Source organism: Paenibacillus vandeheii (genome assembly GCF_030433635.1).
Taxonomy (GTDB): Bacteria; Bacillota; Bacilli; order Paenibacillales; family Paenibacillaceae; genus Paenibacillus; species Paenibacillus vandeheii.
Genome location: NZ_JAROCD010000013.1, coordinates 15,605 through 33,468, shown reverse-complemented (window position 1 = coordinate 33,468; position 17,864 = coordinate 15,605). Strand labels below are relative to the sequence as shown.

16 protein-coding genes and 1 riboswitch are annotated in these 17,864 nt (G+C 46.7%); of the genes, 7 read left to right on the top strand and 9 right to left on the bottom strand.

What is annotated here, in order from left to right; all coding sequences use genetic code 11:
- Nucleotides 1–63: 63 nt before the first annotated feature.
- From mmuM to P5G61_RS23935, 7 genes are all read right to left on the bottom strand, one after another.
- Complete coding sequence (gene mmuM, locus P5G61_RS23965; protein WP_285079649.1) at nucleotides 64–1,101, bottom strand: homocysteine S-methyltransferase; 1,038 nt, start codon at nucleotides 1,099–1,101, stop codon at nucleotides 64–66.
- On the bottom strand, nucleotides 1,079–2,491 hold the full coding sequence (gene mmuP, locus P5G61_RS23960; protein ID WP_301248730.1) for an S-methylmethionine permease: 1,413 nt from the start codon (nucleotides 2,489–2,491) through the stop codon (nucleotides 1,079–1,081). The genes mmuM and mmuP overlap by 23 nt, the downstream gene beginning before the upstream one ends.
- An 87-nt stretch (nucleotides 2,492–2,578) precedes the next feature.
- Nucleotides 2,579–2,681, bottom strand: a riboswitch (SAM riboswitch).
- 84 nt (nucleotides 2,682–2,765) lie between these two features.
- The gene (locus tag P5G61_RS23955; RefSeq protein ID WP_301248728.1) at nucleotides 2,766–3,968 is read right to left on the bottom strand and encodes a Ger(x)C family spore germination protein; all 1,203 of its coding nucleotides are present in this window, start codon (nucleotides 3,966–3,968) and stop codon (nucleotides 2,766–2,768) included.
- Entirely contained in the window at nucleotides 3,965–5,062 is a 1,098-nt protein-coding gene (locus P5G61_RS23950; RefSeq protein ID WP_301248727.1) for a spore germination protein, read from the bottom strand. Before P5G61_RS23950 ends, P5G61_RS23955 begins: the two co-directional genes overlap by 4 nt.
- A 27-nt stretch (nucleotides 5,063–5,089) precedes the next feature.
- Entirely contained in the window at nucleotides 5,090–6,784 is a 1,695-nt protein-coding gene (locus P5G61_RS23945) for a spore germination protein (protein ID WP_301248725.1), read from the bottom strand.
- 150 nt (nucleotides 6,785–6,934) lie between these two features.
- The gene (locus P5G61_RS23940) at nucleotides 6,935–7,795 is read right to left on the bottom strand and encodes a methyl-accepting chemotaxis protein (protein WP_435874284.1); all 861 of its coding nucleotides are present in this window, start codon (nucleotides 7,793–7,795) and stop codon (nucleotides 6,935–6,937) included.
- Between the two features lie 396 nt (nucleotides 7,796–8,191).
- Nucleotides 8,192–9,025 (bottom strand): MurR/RpiR family transcriptional regulator, encoded by an 834-nt coding sequence (locus P5G61_RS23935; RefSeq protein ID WP_301248723.1) that lies wholly within the window; start codon nucleotides 9,023–9,025, stop codon nucleotides 8,192–8,194.
- Between the two features lie 393 nt (nucleotides 9,026–9,418).
- Between P5G61_RS23935 and P5G61_RS23930 the strand changes: the two genes are divergently transcribed.
- From P5G61_RS23930 to P5G61_RS23915, 4 genes are all read left to right on the top strand, one after another.
- Nucleotides 9,419–10,306, top strand: a complete 888-nt coding sequence (locus P5G61_RS23930) for a DUF8171 family membrane protein (protein ID WP_301248721.1) — start codon at nucleotides 9,419–9,421, stop codon at nucleotides 10,304–10,306.
- Nucleotides 10,299–12,191: an ABC transporter ATP-binding protein gene (locus tag P5G61_RS23925; protein WP_301248719.1), complete on the top strand. Its 1,893-nt coding sequence runs from the start codon at nucleotides 10,299–10,301 to the stop codon at nucleotides 12,189–12,191. The genes P5G61_RS23930 and P5G61_RS23925 overlap by 8 nt, the downstream gene beginning before the upstream one ends.
- Nucleotides 12,166–12,993, top strand: a complete 828-nt coding sequence (locus P5G61_RS23920) for an energy-coupling factor transporter transmembrane component T family protein (RefSeq protein ID WP_301248717.1) — start codon at nucleotides 12,166–12,168, stop codon at nucleotides 12,991–12,993. The genes P5G61_RS23925 and P5G61_RS23920 overlap by 26 nt, the downstream gene beginning before the upstream one ends.
- Nucleotides 12,994–13,058: 65 nt before the next feature.
- Nucleotides 13,059–13,838 (top strand): PHP domain-containing protein, encoded by a 780-nt coding sequence (locus tag P5G61_RS23915; protein ID WP_301248715.1) that lies wholly within the window; start codon nucleotides 13,059–13,061, stop codon nucleotides 13,836–13,838.
- Nucleotides 13,839–13,923: 85 nt separating this feature from the next.
- On the opposite strand, the gene P5G61_RS23910 is transcribed toward P5G61_RS23915, so the two are convergent.
- The gene (locus P5G61_RS23910) at nucleotides 13,924–14,367 is read right to left on the bottom strand and encodes a VOC family protein (RefSeq protein ID WP_301248713.1); all 444 of its coding nucleotides are present in this window, start codon (nucleotides 14,365–14,367) and stop codon (nucleotides 13,924–13,926) included.
- Nucleotides 14,368–14,455: 88 nt separating this feature from the next.
- Between P5G61_RS23910 and P5G61_RS32095 the strand changes: the two genes are divergently transcribed.
- Both P5G61_RS32095 and P5G61_RS32090 read left to right on the top strand, forming a co-directional pair.
- On the top strand, nucleotides 14,456–14,779 hold the full coding sequence (locus P5G61_RS32095) for a helix-turn-helix transcriptional regulator (RefSeq protein ID WP_301248711.1): 324 nt from the start codon (nucleotides 14,456–14,458) through the stop codon (nucleotides 14,777–14,779).
- A 107-nt stretch (nucleotides 14,780–14,886) separates the two neighbouring features.
- Nucleotides 14,887–15,462 carry a WYL domain-containing protein gene (locus P5G61_RS32090; RefSeq protein WP_301248709.1) on the top strand — a complete coding sequence of 192 codons (576 nt, stop codon included), beginning with the start codon at nucleotides 14,887–14,889 and terminating at the stop codon, nucleotides 15,460–15,462.
- 159 nt (nucleotides 15,463–15,621) lie between these two features.
- Here P5G61_RS32090 and P5G61_RS23895 read toward each other — a convergent pair whose 3' ends face one another.
- The gene (locus tag P5G61_RS23895) at nucleotides 15,622–16,815 is read right to left on the bottom strand and encodes an MFS transporter (protein WP_301248708.1); all 1,194 of its coding nucleotides are present in this window, start codon (nucleotides 16,813–16,815) and stop codon (nucleotides 15,622–15,624) included.
- A gap of 164 nt (nucleotides 16,816–16,979) precedes the next feature.
- On the opposite strand from P5G61_RS23895, the gene P5G61_RS23890 reads away from it, so the two are divergent.
- Nucleotides 16,980–17,861: a LysR family transcriptional regulator gene (locus tag P5G61_RS23890; protein WP_301248707.1), complete on the top strand. Its 882-nt coding sequence runs from the start codon at nucleotides 16,980–16,982 to the stop codon at nucleotides 17,859–17,861.
- Nucleotides 17,862–17,864 lie beyond the last annotated feature (3 nt).

Genomic DNA, 17,864 nt, shown 5'->3' with positions numbered 1-17,864 from the left:
TTCGTATCCTTTATAAGATACGAAAGGGCTTTTCCATGCAGGTCTGGCTCGGCTGGATATCCTTCAGCTCCGCCACTTCTTCGCAAGTTCGCCAATCTGATGTGGCGTAGTACGGCAACAGCCGCCAATGATTTTTGCACCCGCAGCAACCCATGCCTCCGAAGCATCACTCATACTGCCACATGTACCCTGTCCACTCCACGTCTTCGTTGCTGCATCGTATACTTCTCCCGAGTTCGGATACACAATAACAGGTTTATCGCTGGCACGGCTCAGAATACCGACCGCTTCCGTTACCAGTTCCATGGGAGCACAATTCAGCCCAATCGCAGCAAGCTGAGGTTCAGCTCCTAACAATCGTGCACACTCTTCCAATGGCGTGCCTTCACTGATCGCTGTCCCGTCTTTTAATGAGAAGGAGAGCCATGCATAGGCGTTCGGAAATTCTTTTAATAAAGCGATCAATACCTGTGCCTCCTGCAAGGATGGGATCGTCTCAAAGGCCAGAATATCCGCCCCTGCTTCCAGCAAGGCTGTGATCCGTGGACGATGAAACGCGCTTAACGTCTCGTCCGAGACACCATAGTGACCGACATACTCCGATCCATCAGCTAGATAAGCGCCGTAGGGCCCAACGGATGCAGCAACCATCGGTCGTGGCCGAGCCAAGACCCCTGTCTCCAAATCAGACGTTTGACGTTCCGTGCCGATTACCAGATTGCCCTCCGGTTTAACTGCCGTGTTTTCAAATCCCCCGTCCTGCACTTCTGCCCATACGTCATCTCTTGCCTGTGCAGCCAGCTGCACCGTCTTGCGAATCAGGTCTAACGCTTCTTGCTCTCCGATTCCTCTCTTGCGGAAGCCATCCACCGTCGCCTGATAACTGGATGTAATCGCACAGTCGGCTCCTGCGCGGAAATAATCCGCATGGACCTGAACGATAACATCTGGATTCTCGAGCAATACACGAGCCGACCATAGTGGATCATCCAGATCACACCCATGCTGTTCGAGTTCCGTGGCCAGCGCTCCATCCAGAATCATGACCGGATGTTTACGTAGGATCTGTTCTATGGGGTTAGTCTGTTGTGCTTGCGTCATGTACTTGTCCTCTTTTCTTGTTCACACGTTCTGTCAGATAATACGCGGCGTAACATACTGCAATAAATGGAACCCCACAATACAGCGCAATTCGCTGTGTCGGGTCAAAGGCAATACCTATGCATGAAGCCAGGCATAATACAAACGAAATAATCGGTACCACCGGATAAAACGGCGTTCGGTAAACCAGGTCCTTTACCGAGTTACCCTCTCGAATATATTGCCTGCGGAACATATACTGTGAAGCGCTGATGCTCATCCACACCACAACAACCGCGAGGCCTGAGATGGACACCAGCGTAATATACACAGTACCCGGGGCAATAATGCTGGACAGCAAAGCCAGACCGCCCCCGACCATGCTAATCAGAAGTGCATTCAGCGGTACACCGCGCTTGGTCAATTGGGCAAACCACGGAGAGATCGTCTTTTTATCCGCGAGTGACCACAGCATGCGCGAAGAAGCGTATAGACCCGAGTTGGCCGCAGAGAGAATCGCCGTCAGAATGACAAAATTCATTATATCCGCTGCGTAAGGGACACCGACCCGCTCCATCACGGCCACGAATGGACTTTCAAGAACACTGGCATCCGACATCGGCAATAACGCTGAGAGAATAACAATCGTTCCAATAAAAAAGATAATTAAACGCCACAACGTGGTATTGATCGCTTTTGGAATGATCTTCTCCGGATTCTCGGTCTCCCCGGCTGCAATTCCGATCAATTCCGTGCCCGAGAACGCAAAGTTTACGGCAAGCATCGTCATTAGTATCGCAGTAGCCCCATTTGGAAACCACCCTGAACCTGTAATATTGCTTAGAAAAGGGGCAGGTTCCGAATCTGCCATTGGAATAATGCCGAACATGGCTGCCGCACCAATAATAATAAAGACCACAATCGTAAGGACTTTAACCGATGAGAACCAAAACTCTGATTCCGCAAAAAATTTAACGGTTAACGCATTGAACAGGAAGATCATGAGCGCAAACACTGCACTCCAGATCCAAACATTCACAGAAGGGAACCAGCGCTGCATCAGCAGACCGGCCGCTGTAAATTCGGAACCGAGGGCAACCGTCCAGGTTAGCCAATACAACCAAGCCACGGTGTATCCTGTTGCCGGCCCAATGTATTTAGCCGCATAGCTATGAAATGCACCTGTCTCCGGCATATGAACCGAAAGTTCACCCAGACAGAGCATGACCAGATAAACGACAATCGCTCCGATCAGATAAGACAGAATCGTTCCGATCGGTCCTGCCTGCTGGATGGTATAACCCGAGCTAAGAAATAAACCTGTACCGATAACTCCACCAAGTGAGAGCATGACCACATGCCGTGCTTGCATTTTGCGCTGAAAATGCCCTGTATCTTTGTTGTTATCCATGCCTGCTCCCCTAATTCTTCATCCAGAAAAACAAAAAGACACACTCTTCCTGAAGAGTGCGCCGTAACTGACAAATAAAAACAAACGCTCCTATCTATCAGGCTGTTCACCCGCTGGAATTAGCACAGTATCCTTCAGATCTGTTGCTGAGGCTTCTAAGGGCCAGTCCCTCCACCTCTCTGGATAAGAAAATGATTTTTTATAAATATAGCGATCTATCATGGTTGTGTCAACAATTAAATATTATGGAATAACTATATATACATCTTCATCTTTAATCCGTCGATGATCCAGCATCTATAATGTTGATTTTGACATCATAGGTTACGGGAATCTGACTAAACGTTTCATCCCAATTTTTTTTGACCTTTTTCCATACCTTCGGATATTTGATACGCAACTGCTCTCCAAATCCGGCCACTTCAACCCGATACGTATTTTGCATTCTGTTCAAAACCTGCTGTATTTGTTCTTTAACTGTATCAGCGAATTGTCCCTCCAATTCCTTAATATACGTATCTGTTGAAGGAATTTCTGGAGAACTCCAATCTTCCATAAGTTGGCCTTCCGATTCAACTTTTACGTGAAAATAAATATCATCTCCTTGGACTTTTGGCGTTATTTTCGTCTTGGTAGACTTAATTTCATAGGTTACCGTGTGTCCATGAGGCTTAGCATACGACTTCACAGCCCCGGCCTGAGCGTCCCCTGTAATCCATGACAATCCTTCAAGTTCGATCTGGTTTAAGGAGCCCACCCATTTTTTCGTTTCCCCTTTATAGATCCCTGCCCCTGAGAATTTATGTTCACCTTCCGCTGTAAGGACATTTTGCAACAAAAAGCTTGATCCCGACTGCATTTTCCCGTCCAGTTTTGCGAGAGTTACTGCCGGAAGAATCTTGTTGGAGCGGTAAGCATTTGCCACCACCCCCTTTAAATAAAAGGCTGGGATTTCACCCGGCTCATTAGAGCTAAGAGCTTCCAGGGCTGTTCCATGGCTCACCATAACAAGGGAACTGGGACGGATATCATTATCTCGCAAAATAAAATCAAGCAGCTGCTCAAGACTGTATTTCTTCGTCAACTCATGAGAAACAACAATGACCTTTAAATGATGACCAATAAGTGGCCGGTCTCTTCTCAGAGCAAACTGACGAAAAATCTGAAACAGGGAGTCCCCGGTTAACCTTTCGTTTAAAAAAGATTGCCCCTCGGAAGCCCCGGCATTCTTTTGATTTTCTTGCTTTGGCCCGATCCGTGGAACAATCTGTACGGTAGCTGTAAAATTGTTGTTTTTGGGATAGTGACCTCCCTGTGCATTAATGCTCTTTTCAAATTTGGATTCCTCGGCTAAGTCCAATCCCACACCCACATAAACACTCAAATCTTCGATCTCTTTACTGCTCCAGCACCCTGAGGTAAAAACGAGCAGCAACAACGTGAACAACATGATTGATTTCCTTATGAATCTGTTCAATTGTGCTTTCCTCCTTTTTTACGGATCATACTCAGTAGCAAAAGCAATAGCGGTACAACACCAAACAAATAAATAGAAACGTTTCCGCAAGTATCTCCTAGTTTGAACGTGTCGTTTGAATTTTGTGGAAGCATAGCAATAATGTAAGTGATGGGAAGCAAAATAATCAGAAATGGCATCATTTTTTTCTTGAACAATTGTGAACATCCGAGAGAAGCAGCATAATGGGTAATCGTAAAAGTAGAGAAAATCTGCATAATCCAGATCACCAGCAACAAGGATTCGAATCTTTCAAAGACCAACCCCTCAATCTCGAAGCTGCGCATCAAGTCAAGGGTTGGCCATGTTCTTGTTTTCATGCCTTCAATGGATAAGCTCCCGATAACCATAACCAGGGTAATGAAGTAGATTCCCATAGGAATAAGGATCCCCCAGACCATGGCCTTCTTCCCCTTCTCCGGATTTTTCATAAAAGCCATAATGACAAACATGATTTCATAACCCGTATATGCCAGTGTCGTAGGTTTAATTCCTTTGAGAACAGGCATAATCCCCTCTCCCAACACAGGCCTCAAATTATTAATCTCAAACTGCTCACTGCTCAGAAAAATGGCTAGCACAAAAAGAATAAGTGTGATGGGCAAAATGATCTCATATAAGCGAGCCATGGGGTTTACACCACCTGAGATCAAATAAAAGCCGACCCACATAAATACCATGACAATGGCCCATACTGGAGTTCCTTCCAATAAATATAATCCGGTGACATCTGCCATCACCCTGATTTCAAAGGCAGAAATGGTAATGAAATACAAGATAATCGTTATGCCCAAAGCATAAGCGATCCATTTACCTGTAATTTCCTCAGTGAATTGGAAAACAGTCTTCCCTGGAAATCGTCTGCACAGCGTGACCAGGATGGTACCCAACAACATAACCAATAGACCTGACAATATAATGGAGATCCATACATCAGGGGTATTGGAAGCCGTTACTGTAGTTCGAGGAAGGGTAAGGATTCCTGCGCCCAACATGTAATTGATTATAATAACTGAGGTTTGAACTGTCGTCAGTTGGTCCTGTTTACGAGTCATGGTTCACCTCCTGGATATCCGATTTGCCTACTTTTTGCGGTCAGGGTCTTTTGGATGCATCATGCTTGGACGCTTTCTCATCATTCTAAAAGGTGCTCGAATAAAGAAATCCTTCCAGTCAGACAGGCTGTATGGTACAGCCGGAGTGACATAAGGTACTCCAAAGCTTTTTAAACGAACCAGATGACTGCAGAGCAACAAGAAAAACATGACAACCCCAAACAATCCATACATTGCTGCACTGAACATACCTGCAAAGCGCAATATACGTAGCGTTATACCGGCACTATATGTAGGGATTGAGAACGAAGAAATCGCCGTAACAGCCACCACAATAACCAGAAACGGACTGACGATTCCGGCCTGTACTGCCGCATCCCCAATAATCAAACCGCCTACGATTCCCATAGCAGGTCCAATTGGCTTGGGAAGACGAATTCCTGCTTCCCGCAGAATTTCAATGGCAATTTCCATAATCAACGCTTCAATAACAGAAGGGAAAGGTACCCCTTGTCTAGTTTGAATAATGGTTAAAACCAGCTTGGTCGGAATAAGGCCCGGATGGAACGAAATAAAGGAGATATACAAAGCTGGCGCTAGCAGGGCGATTGCGGCCGCCAAAAAACGAAGCATACGCAAAAACGACCCCGGGATCCAGCGCTCGTAATAATCTTCAGGAGATTGAAGCAGCATGCTGAAGGTCGACGGCACTATTAAAGCAAAGGGTGTTCCATCCAGTAAGATAGCTACACGTCCCTCTAACAGACCACTGATTACGCGGTCGGGTCTCTCTGTGTTCTGAACCTGTTGGAAGAGGCTCAACTCATCATCTTCAATCAGCTGTTCCACATAACCGGACTCCAACATAATATCCATATCCATATTCAGGACACGTTTCTCCACTTCGGTGACAAGATCAGTACTGGCAATATCTTTAATATATACAATGATTAAGTCCTTTTTGACCCGAGTACCGACCTGGTGCTTGGTCATAAACAACGCATTGTTGCCTCCAAACTCCCGCAGTATTCCGGTGTTGTCGCTTAACCGCTCGGTAAAACCGATTCTTGGCCCACGGATCAGTGCCTCCGATACCGGCTCTTCTAGACTACGACTTTTCCCCTTCGCTGAACCGACAAGAAGAGCTCCGGCCATTCCATCAATAAACACAGCATTTTTCCCAATAAAAACCGCTTGGGCCGCTTGTTGCAGCGTCTCCACTTCCTGAACTTCACCAACAGGCAGAAGACTATTTTTCACGTAAACTTTGAGTTCATTTTCATCACTCGGTGCTTCGAATATATGCCATTCTTTTTCGGGGATCCCCTCAATCATAAGGGGTGTAAAGATGTGCATATCTAACCGATCATGATCAACTAATCCATTTACGTACACGACAGCTGCTGGCGTATTGGTTCCTCTTATTACAAACTCCCGTATACATACGTCTGCATTTTGGCCAAACGTTGCTTTTACACTAATCAGATCCTTTGCATAATTCCCGGTAAGCCTTATATTTGCGTAACTTCCAGTCTCTTCATGAGAAGAAGACTCAGACACAGCATCCTGATTTTGTTGATCTTTAGTGGAGAAGGTTCCTTTTTTAAGGGATAATCGCAGCACCTTGTATCCTTTCATGATCAATATCGGTATGATAGCTAATAAAAAGGCCTGGCCCCAAATAGGCCACTCCGGCAAATAAGTATGTATTCTCGACCACATCCGACTCACCTCACCTATCTAGACTCTCTTGATAACACTGAGTATTGTTTCCCCAATCACTCTCAATAATTCCCTCTTTTTCTGAACAACAAAAAAAGCAGATGCCTCATTGGCACCCACTTCACTATAGGGTTATGGAATTTACCTTATCTATACGATTTTGCTTACGTGCTGTGCCTTCGCATCCAGTAGGTGTGCAGACGCTGCAATGGTAGTAAAATCATTCAGCGCCACCTCGATTTGCTGCTGGCTACGCTCCACGTATCCTTCAACCTGCTGTGTTCCACCAGAGATGTTCGCAATCTCTTTCGTTATCCCATTCACACTATCCCGTATCTCATTAATGGAATTTTCGACCATGGCCGATAATTTGCGTACTTCCTTGGCTACAACATCGAACCCACGCCCATATTCGCCTGCATGTGCCGCTTCAATCGCAGCGTTCAGGGCCAAAAGTTGGGTCTGCGATGCAATTTCGCGAATCGTTTTAACGACACCCTGGATCGAACGTGCCTGTTCTTGCAGATGATTCAGTGTCGCTCGGTTCTGGGAGGAAACATCAGATATATACGTGATACTGGACATCAGCTCACGGCTCCGCTCAATGCCGATATCAGCATGTTCATTCATATCATGTGACATCGACTTCAATTCATTAACTACAGCTGAAATATTGTTCTGACGGGTAGTTATGTTTGTAGCTATTTTGCACACACCCACTATGTTCTGATTCAATTCATCATAGACAGGCATATAGGTTGCCTCAAGCCATACGGAATTCCCCTTTGCATCCTTGCGTTCAATCTTGTCCTGAAAGCTGGTACCGTTAAGCATACTGCTCCAGAATGCCTCATACTCGGGGTTGTTCACAAATTCATCGAAGCAAAACTGCTGATGCATCATGCCAAACATCTCAGCCACCGTATAGCCCATCGTCTGGGCAAACACTTCATTAACATAAGTGACCCGTCGATCCAGATTGAATCGAATCATAGCAAGACTTTTCTCCATGGCCTTGATAACCAGCGCATCGGTAACAACATCTTTTTTTTCCACATCTACTATAGGCAAAGCGATCCCCACTCCCTGACTTCTTCCTATGATTAAACCGTTCTCATTCTGGCAGTTCCTGTTGTAGTGCAATTATGTATTCAACTGAATAGAGACGACTCTATTATTGTATACTCCAATTGCAGTCAATTGGATCACTCCCAAATCAATTTTCAACAATTCGTTTACGGCTTGCCTTTTTATACCCTATAACCCACCCGTCTAAACATTATTTTTCATGAGCAAATTCTAACACAAAAAGGGACGGTTTAACCGCCCCATTTTATGGAATATCATGCCATAAATATGATGTTATCTGTAGTCATACTTTACATAAGCCACGCTACCTGCCCGCCCTCAACCTCGCGGCAATTTGTCTGCATATCGACTGCGCAGATCGGCTAACCGCTCCAGCTTGGACAGTGCTTGCTCCTTCTGCATTAATCCCACCGCCAGCACCAACTGCTCCATTAACAGGAGTGGAGTAACCATAGAATGAAATTCGCCAAGTTCTCCTCTGCTGACATAAAAAGATAACTCCGTACCAAGTCCGTATAACAGATCTTCCCGATCTGTTACAAGTACAGCTTTGCTGCCTGTATCTCTGGAATAATCCAAAATAACCTCTGCTTCAGGCAACAGTCTGGTGAAACACATCAGCAGCACAACATCCTCCTGCTGCATGTGCATCAATGATTCCAACAATTCATGCCCCCCACCAGCGAGGTGGATAACCGTCAATCCGAATCTGGACAGCCGAAAGGACAATAACTCCGACAAACCTGCGGAAGGTCCAGGGGCATAGATATATACTCTTCGTGCTTCTGCAAGGATGGCTGCTGCGTGCTCCAGATCCCCCTGCTTCATATGGGACAACGTCTCCTGCAAATGGCTGACCGAGGCTTCCAGTAATTGAACGGGAAGGCTGTCGGTATCCATGCGGGAGATTGTTTTATTTAATTTGAGGGCAGGTGTGGTGTCTTCGGATGTACGAAGTCGAATTTTGAACGCTTTGGCATTATCATATCCTACCGCACGCCAGAAACGGGATACCGTTGCAATACTGACTCCCAGCCTGTCGGCAATCTCCTGTTCTGTCATGAACAGGATTTCCTCTGGATTGCGTTCAACAAAATCAGCAATTTTCAGATGGCCTGGTGACAGCTGTTCTTTATGAGTAAACAAATTCATTCCGTATGCACTCCTTTTCTATATAAATTGAATTAAAGGATATTTACACTTGTCACTTCGATGCCAGAACAACCTTCCGATCGCTGTTATCCCCAGATTTTTTTGAATCCCTTATAAAGGGGTAAATCCGGGGATAAAGGCGAACGCTCCGCTTCTTCAGGTTATTTCTGTCCTCTACGTTCTCGTGTAAATGTTTAGTTCAATTTATATAGTACTGCACTCAGTATATCAGTTGAACGAAGAGGAAGTCGTTTATGTATGTAATATTTTTTTCATTAAATTTAGATTGTGTAATAAAAATTACATTCGATTTACAAATGTCTTCTTTCCCGTTAATACTCTGCCCCTAGACTGTGGCTATGATGATCACCAACTTTCAGGGGGTATGTAACGATGAAGAAGATGACTGAGCGTTATACGCTGACGTCTTCACAGAAAATGATGGTGTTTGTGCTTTCCATGTCACTGTACGGCTTGTCCAACATGTTCACAGAGCTTATTCCCAAGCTCCAGCTTGGACCCATTGAATTGTCTGTTGAATATTTTGCTTTCATTCCGCTGACACTCTGCATTTTGTTTCACCCTATGATTGCTGCCCTTGGCGCGGCTCTTGGCGAAGTGATCTTCGGTGAGCTGATGCTGGGTCAATTCGGCGGTTTGGGCGAGCTGGAGAAATTCATTACCTTTTCCTTTGCCATGTATGTCGCAGGACGTATGGTCAGTGATCCACGTAATCGCAGACAAGTCGGAATCGCAGCCATGACGGGAGTCATCATTCATCAGTTCCTCAGTTCACTGGTGGATATCGGTAAAGTGTGGATCGGTGTGGAGCAGCTGGAAGCCGTTCCTGGACTTGCGGAAAGTGTTGTATTGATCGAAGGGGTTGGCTTTCTGAATGACGTACTGTTCTCAGGTATTCTGTTCGCTCTTCTGCCGACGCTGTATCTGGTTCCTCTGCTCTACGGCAAAATTGAACCGCTGCTCGGCATCAAGCCTCGTAATCCAGGTATGAAATATGAAGGCATCGGCTTTTTCCGTCCAAAATTGATCCTCATCGGTGTGCTGCTGCTCGCAGTGGCCTTTGGCGCGGAATCTCTGTCCGAAATGGACATCAATTTCGCAGTGTGGGAAACGGATTACGAAGATCAGTACGGTTCTGCTTCGATCTGGATCAGCATCGGTGCTGCGGCCCTGGTCGCCATAGTGACCCTTCTAATCATGCGGGCGAGACGCAACAAGAACAAAAGTGTCCCAGGTACGGAGAACAGACCCTATGCATAAGCATAATGTCCAATCAACCTCTGACCTTATTACTGCACCGGAATCCGCCATTTCCATTCAAAATGTCATTTTTACCTATCCAGGCTCGGAAGAGCCTGTCCTGAACGGAGCTTCGCTAGAACTACGGCGAGGCAGTTTCACAGCTATTATCGGGGGCAACGGGTGCGGCAAATCCACCTTGTGCAAGTTGTTCAACGGCCTAATCCCTCAATTCTACACAGGCGACTTCTCCGGTGATGTCCATGTGCTTGGTGTGTCTGCCGAGGGCCGAAGTGTCGCAGAACTGTCCAGAAAGATCGGCTACGTCTATCAGGACTTCGATAACCAACTGGTGCGGCCTACCGTACTGGACGAGGCTTGCTTTGCACCTCTCAATTACGGACTGCCCAATTATCGGGAGCTCGGCGAACGCGCACTTGCCATGTGTGGTCTGGATGCCATTCATAATCGATACATCTGGGAGTTAAGCGGTGGACAGAAACATCTGCTCGCTCTGGCTGGAGCTCTGTCGCTCGACCCGGACATCCTGATCGTGGATGAACCTGTCTCGCAGCTTGACCCGCAGCACGCAAGACTCATATATGAGTGCCTTTCCAGATTGAATACCGAATATGGCAAGACGATTATCGTCATTGAGCATCATACTGAATTTATCGCCGACTTCTGTGCGGATGTGGTCCTGATGGACAAAGGCCGGGTCTTGTGGAATCTTCCGGTTAAGGATGGTTTGAATCGAATCGCCGATTTGGAGCGGCTTGGCATTCAGCCCCCTGAGGTGACACGTGCAGCTATTCAGGCTGCTGAGTTATCGCAGGGAGCAAAAAAAGAGGCGGACCTCTCAGGTTCAGCCCAACGTTTCCCTGTCACTGTGGAAGAAGCAAAGGTTTATTTTGCCGAGCATTACTCGTCCATTCCATCCGGTTCTTTGCACAATGAACATTCATCCTATTCAACCTTGGCGCATGACACCTCCAATCGGATTGTGAATTCGGAGCGCCCAACGCCTGCCTCGGCTGCTGAACCATTGATTCCTATTGTACAGTTTCATCAGACCCGATTGCGTTACAGAGGACTGGGCAAAAAAGAACATGAGGTCATTCGCGGTGTTAATATTTCACTCCATGAAGGAGAACGGATTGCCTTAATTGGCAACAATGGTGCCGGCAAATCCTCATTATTGAAGCTGATGGCTGGTATTAGCCTACCACAGGAAGGTAGCGTCAGCGTTCTGGGTGAAGTTACCCACCGTTCCTCTTTGGAGCAGCTGGCAGGCAAGGTAGCTTATATTTTTCAGAACTCTTCCGAAATGTTTATCGAAGACAGTGTCCGCAAAGAAGTAGCGTATTTCCTGAAAAACCGGCGCATTCCGGAAGCTGAGCAGCAAATTGCACATGTACTCGAGCGTTTCCGGCTTACTCCTCTGCAAGAGCGGGATGCCCGACTTCTCAGTGGTGGACAACAACGGCGGGTCACACTGGCCATCGGTGCAGCGATGAAGCCTTCACTCATGCTGCTGGATGAACCCACCGCCAATCTGGACCTCGCCACCCGCGAAGAACTGATCGGTGTGCTGGATGAGCTGGATCAGCATGTGCGAACAACCATCATTGCCACGCATGACATGCAGCTGGTTACCCAATGGGCCAGTCGTGTTATCGTGCTTCACAATGGCCAGGTGGAAGCAGACGGTACACCTGCCTACGTGTTTGCAGATGAATCCCTCCTGCGCCGCTCCGGACTAGCGCTTACACAGATTATGGAGCTTTCGCACCAGATGGGACTGCCAACACTTTCACCGACAACTGACGCATTTGTTGAAAGCCTGTTGAATCAATCACTCACCAAGGAGGATGCGCATCATGCAGCTTGTCCGCAACTGGTTTGACAAAATATCCATTGAACGTATTCAGCTTGAGCTGATGAACACCGTATATGGCAGCGGGCATGCCAGCCTGTCGCGAATTGATCCGCGTGCCATGCTGATCTGGTATCTCTTTTTTGCCATCGTTCCCTGGTTTATTCATAACGGGACTGTGCTGCTAGGCATGTTTCTGTTAATGGTGACCACCACCATACTGTCCAGAGCCGCTCCCTTTATCATCATCATTCTCTGCCTGGGGTTGATCGGTCAGGTCGGGTGGATGTTCATCATCTCGCTGTTCTTCGGTGGCAATCTGGAATCTGCATTCCCTTTGCTGCTGCTCACCTTGAAGCTGTCGATCGTCTCGCTGGCGAGTATCACCGTCTTTTCGGGCATGGACCCGGAACGCATCGGCGATGGCTTACTTGCACTCGGCATGCCTGCGACATTCTCCTTCAGCCTCTCCTATGCTTACCGCATATTGCCGGTGCTGTTCGGAGAATTCCGCAACATTATGCTGTCCTATAGACTACGGGGTCAGGTTCCCTCCCGGCATGGATGGCTCTATTGGCGGCTTGTTGTTTATTATATGAAGCTGTTCGTTGTGTCCTTTTTCCCGCTCATGCTGGCTACCGCCAAGCGTTCCCGCACTACCGTGGAAGCACTGGAGACGCGTGGTTTCTCGTACGGCATGAAGCATCCTGAGTCCAAACGCCTGAAGCTCGCTCATCTGAAAATCACCTCACGTGACCTCGGATTTCTCGCCGGATCGGCAATCTATGTTGCACTGCTATTCTGGCTCGGCGGACGTTATGAGATTCTGTAATCCAAAATAAAATGCTGTAATTATTCATACCATTAACCATTCATGAAATAAAAGGAGTGTCTTCTATGCGCATTGATCTTCATACACACGGCAAACTATCCAAAAACTCTGACTTCTCGGTTGATTACTTCACCGAAATGGTCAAGGAAGCCAAAGCCAGCGGGCTCGAAGCTCTCGCGCTTACCGAGCATTTTAATACCCGCAACTTCTACGATGTCTACGAGACGCTGGATCGTCTCTATCCTTATAACGGAGAGTACTACGATGCAGACGGACTGCGCATTTTTCCCGGCATGGAAGTGGATATTCAAGAGACAGGACATATTTTGCTAATGGGTCAAAAAGAACACATCCTTGCCGTCCGCAGCGGCCTGGAGCCATATACAGCCAAAGGTTCATTCATTCCTTTTGCCGAACTGCTGGATTTGGCCGAAGCCTGGCCCCTGCTCAAAATTGGTGCGCATCCCTTCCGTGAATCCACCCCGCTGTATGAGCTGGATCGTGATTTGCTGGGACGTCTGGATGCCTTTGATCTGAACGCCAAGGATATGTACCAATACGGCATCGAGACGTGTCGCAATCAGGTTGAGCCATTCGCACAGTCCCTCGGCAAACGGGTCACTGCCGGAAGTGATACCCACCAATGCCTGCAATACGGCAGTGTATTCAACGTGCTGGATCGTCCATGCGCATCGGTTGCAGAGCTCAAAGAGCAGATTATCGCCGGAGCGTACAGCATCGAAATCTCCCCCGATCTTCCCCTCCGTGTCAAAGCTTCTGTGATGCTTAAAAAAGTGATGAAACGTCTGGCCAAGCTGGACGCTGCACGTTTGCAGGAAGTGTAGAGAAAACGACAACTTCTAAAGAATTCAGAATGAGCCCGAAGGATATACATCCTTCAGGCTCATTGCGGATTCATTTTTTTCCTAATTAAAAATCATGCACCGTCACACAAAGCTGAATCACGATTCCGAACGGATCACGGATAATCCCGTACCCCGGACTAAACTCGTTTTGCTCATAAGGCACCAGCACCGTAACCTCTTCATGTTGTACAAGAGAGTTATACAGCTCAGTCATCGTACTTTTGTCTTTCGATTGAATGCATAGTGAAGTGCTGTTTCCCAGCTGCCAAGGCCGCTCCCTATCCATTTCCTCCTCAGCAATCATCACTTTGTTTACCCCGATCTGGAGAACCGAATGTGTAATATATTCATCCTGGCCTTCAGGATATTCAAACCCCGGATTCATTTCCTTCATCTCTTTATAATTTTTCTTAAACAACACGTTAGCACCCAGATACTTCTCATAAAAAGCAATGGCTGCCGCAGCGTCTCCATTCATCGACAGAAACGGGATCACTTCAACATTCATCTGTATTGCCTCCTTCGTTTGATTGGATTACACTGTTTACTATAACAATAAATGGTGCCAATCTATGGCACCATTGAGAGGTTCTTTTATGAAAAAATCCGAACGTATGAATCAGATGCTGCGCTTTATCAATCAAAAACAACACTTCACCCTGCAAGATCTCATGCAGGAGTTTCAGATATCCAAGAGAACCGCGTTAAGAGACATCGAATCATTGGAGGAAATCGGTGCACCTATTTATGCTGAGTACGGACGTTACGGCGGATATCGTTTGCTTCAGCAAATGCAGCTGCCACCTATTTCGTTTAATACGAGTGAGCTTCATGCCCTCTACTTTGCCATGCAGGCTTTGCGAAGCTTTACCAACCTGCCCTTTCAGGTGTCTTTTCGTTTCTTTACGAGAAGTTTCTGAGCGCCCTCTCCGATAACCAGAGACAGGATATCGAGCGAATTCAACATCGTGTCTCTTTCCGGCACACCGAGCAAATCCGGGATAGTGAGCATTTGGAGTTTCTATTGATGGCTGCTGTTCAGAATATAGTGATACAAATTACGTATCAGAACATTCGCAGTAGCAGCAACCCATATCACAGCTCTAATCCCGACAAACCAAACCCTAGGCCTAGTATCCGCACCATTCAGCCAATTGCCCTCTATGCCATGAAAGGCTACTGGTATTGCCAAGCGTATGATCTGGATAAACAGGCGTACCGTGTGTTCCGCTGTGACCGTATCACATCACCTCAGATGACAGACATCGAACCTATAACTCATATTAATGAACTGAATCTACAGGATGCCCATTCGTTATGGAAACCATCAGAGAACGCCATCCCATTCAAATGTCTGATCAATGAAACCGGGGTGGAGCTGTTCCAGCAAGAACAGTTTCCATCCATGCAGCTTATTAACGAATCTGGCGCTGATTCTGGACGAACTGGACACACCTATTTAGTCGGTTCGTATGAAGCGCATGAGCTTGAGTTCATCATTCGTTATCTCGCAAGCTTCGGCAACTCCATCAAGATCATGGAACCCGATACATTAAAAGAGTCTTTAAGACAACACTATCTGGATTTACTTGATCATGTTTAAAAATGGCTACAAATGATATAAGTAGAACTCATGATTTTACACTGGGCCACGTGTCGGTCAGAACTTCCGAACACTGTTATCGCGCATATATTTAGTACACTTGATATAGTCCCGCTGGGTTTGTTATCTCATCTCATTTCATCTCATATTAACCGTTTGTTATAGATCAGATTCTGGTTTGACATAGCTCGCCGGAGAGCTTTTTTTATTGCCTATCGCCAACTGAACGATGATTTGCAGCACAATGATTATTGCCAGACCATAGAATGCTTGAACAAAGCTGCCCGTGGCATCATGCAGCCAGCCGATCGCCAGTGGACCAAGCGCGCCCAGAATGTAACCACCAGATTGGGTCATAGCTGACCATGCGCTGGCTTCCTGAGCGTTATTCGTCTCATCAATAGGCAGCATCAATGCAATTGGGAACAGTCCCCCGGCACCAATGCCGAGTGGAATCGCGGCCAGCCAAGGACTGACGGACAGGTTCAGCATTAAGACACCCATCAACTCCATTACCGCACATCCTACAAGCCAGAATACACGTCTTTGGTAACGGTGTACGAGCATTGGAATGAATAACGTAGACGGTAGTGATATCAACGTAAATAACGTTTGGATGCTTCCGGCAGTCTCTTTCGTATATCCCTGGCTCTGGATTGCAGGCGCAAGCCATGCGGTTAAGGAATAGAAGATCGCTGCCATCAATCCGAAGAACAACGTCAGTACCCAAGCTCGCATTTTTTTCACAGGGAGAGGTTCAACGTTCACAGCAGAAATGTGCCCGGATTGGCGATCCTTTCGCGCTGACGAGGCTAATCTCATCCAGATCGGCAGAGCAATCGCTGCGAGCAATGCCCATACTGCTAACGAGCTCCTCCACGAACCCCCCAGGATATTTTGAAGTGGAACGGATAATCCAACACTTATGCTGGCCCCCACGACCATAGCAGTAGAGTAAATACCGACCATGGCAGCAACTCGCGTCGGGAAATGCTGCTTAATAAAGCTGGACAAAAGCGGACCGGCCAATGCAATCCCTACTCCGGATAGAAATGAGGTAAACATCATCAGAGGCGTTGCACCCACGAACAACCGAAGTGCCGTACCTACTCCAATGAGCATTAAAGCCAAAACGATCGCGCCCTCATTCCCCCACCTCCTGCTTAGCTTTACGGAAAATGGAGCGAATATGCCCATACATAATACGGGAAGCGTGGTTAACAGACTTGCGGTAATTCCGCTAATGCCCAAATCACTTTGTATGGTACTCATTAGAGGAGAAATGGATGTAATGGGTGGTCGCAAATTCAATGAAGCCAGAATAAGCGCCAGGACAATATAAAACAGTTTCACTTTGGATCACCTCATGTATGGTTAATATCGTTGCATTCACTCCTGATCCAGATTGTAGATCTTTTTGTGGTGCATGATTAGTATAGAAGCAATTGAATGATTGAACAATACAATAGTTTCTATTAAAATGATTATAAAAACCAATGATTAGAGGTGAATTCAACATGGAAATCCGTCAAATGGAAAACTTTATCGTTGTTTGTGAAGAACTCCATTTCACACGTGCAGCAGATAAAATTGGCATTTCTCAACCCACCTTGAGTCAACAAATACGAGCGCTTGAGGATGAATTGGGTGTTCCCTTATTCGACCGGGTGGGCAAAAAAATTGTGATGACCCAAGCTGGGACTCTGTTTCTGGAGCACTGCATACAAATGGTTCGCCATTTGCAGAATACCCAGGATGCGTTAGCGGAATTCCGCAATGATCAGCGAGGCAAGCTGGTGATCGGAGTCCTTCCGTCCGATTTGGACTACCGCCTCACTCCATTGCTGGTTGAGTTTCATAGCCGATTTCCCAAAGTAAAATTGAAGGTGGTCTCTTCGATTTATGTAATAAATCAAGTCCTGGATAACGAAGTAGACATCGGAATCGAGCTTACTTCTGCTCCTGATGACCGTCTTGTCCGCATTCCTTTGTGCAGTGAAGAATATGTACTCGTCGTTTCCGAGAACCATGCTTGGGCTGAACGAAAGGAGATTGGAATCAAGGAACTGCGGGATATTCAGACCGTAATGTTCCCGGAAGGGTTCACAGGCAGAGAGCTCGTTGATCGCTATTGCCGCAAATATGGCTTCACCCTGAATACAATCATGGAGACAAGTTCGGCAACCTCCATCATTAGCCTGGTCAAAGCTAACGTTGGCGGAACCGTGTTGCCATATCCATTGATCAAAGCAATGAATGAACCCACACTACGCATCATCCGAATCACGGACGATGCTCCTTACCGTCACTTTGAGATCATTCATCGGTCCGACCGTTACCTGACCCAATCTGCCAAAGCATTTATTGAGAAAACCATTGATTATTTTAATCAAGGATAAGTT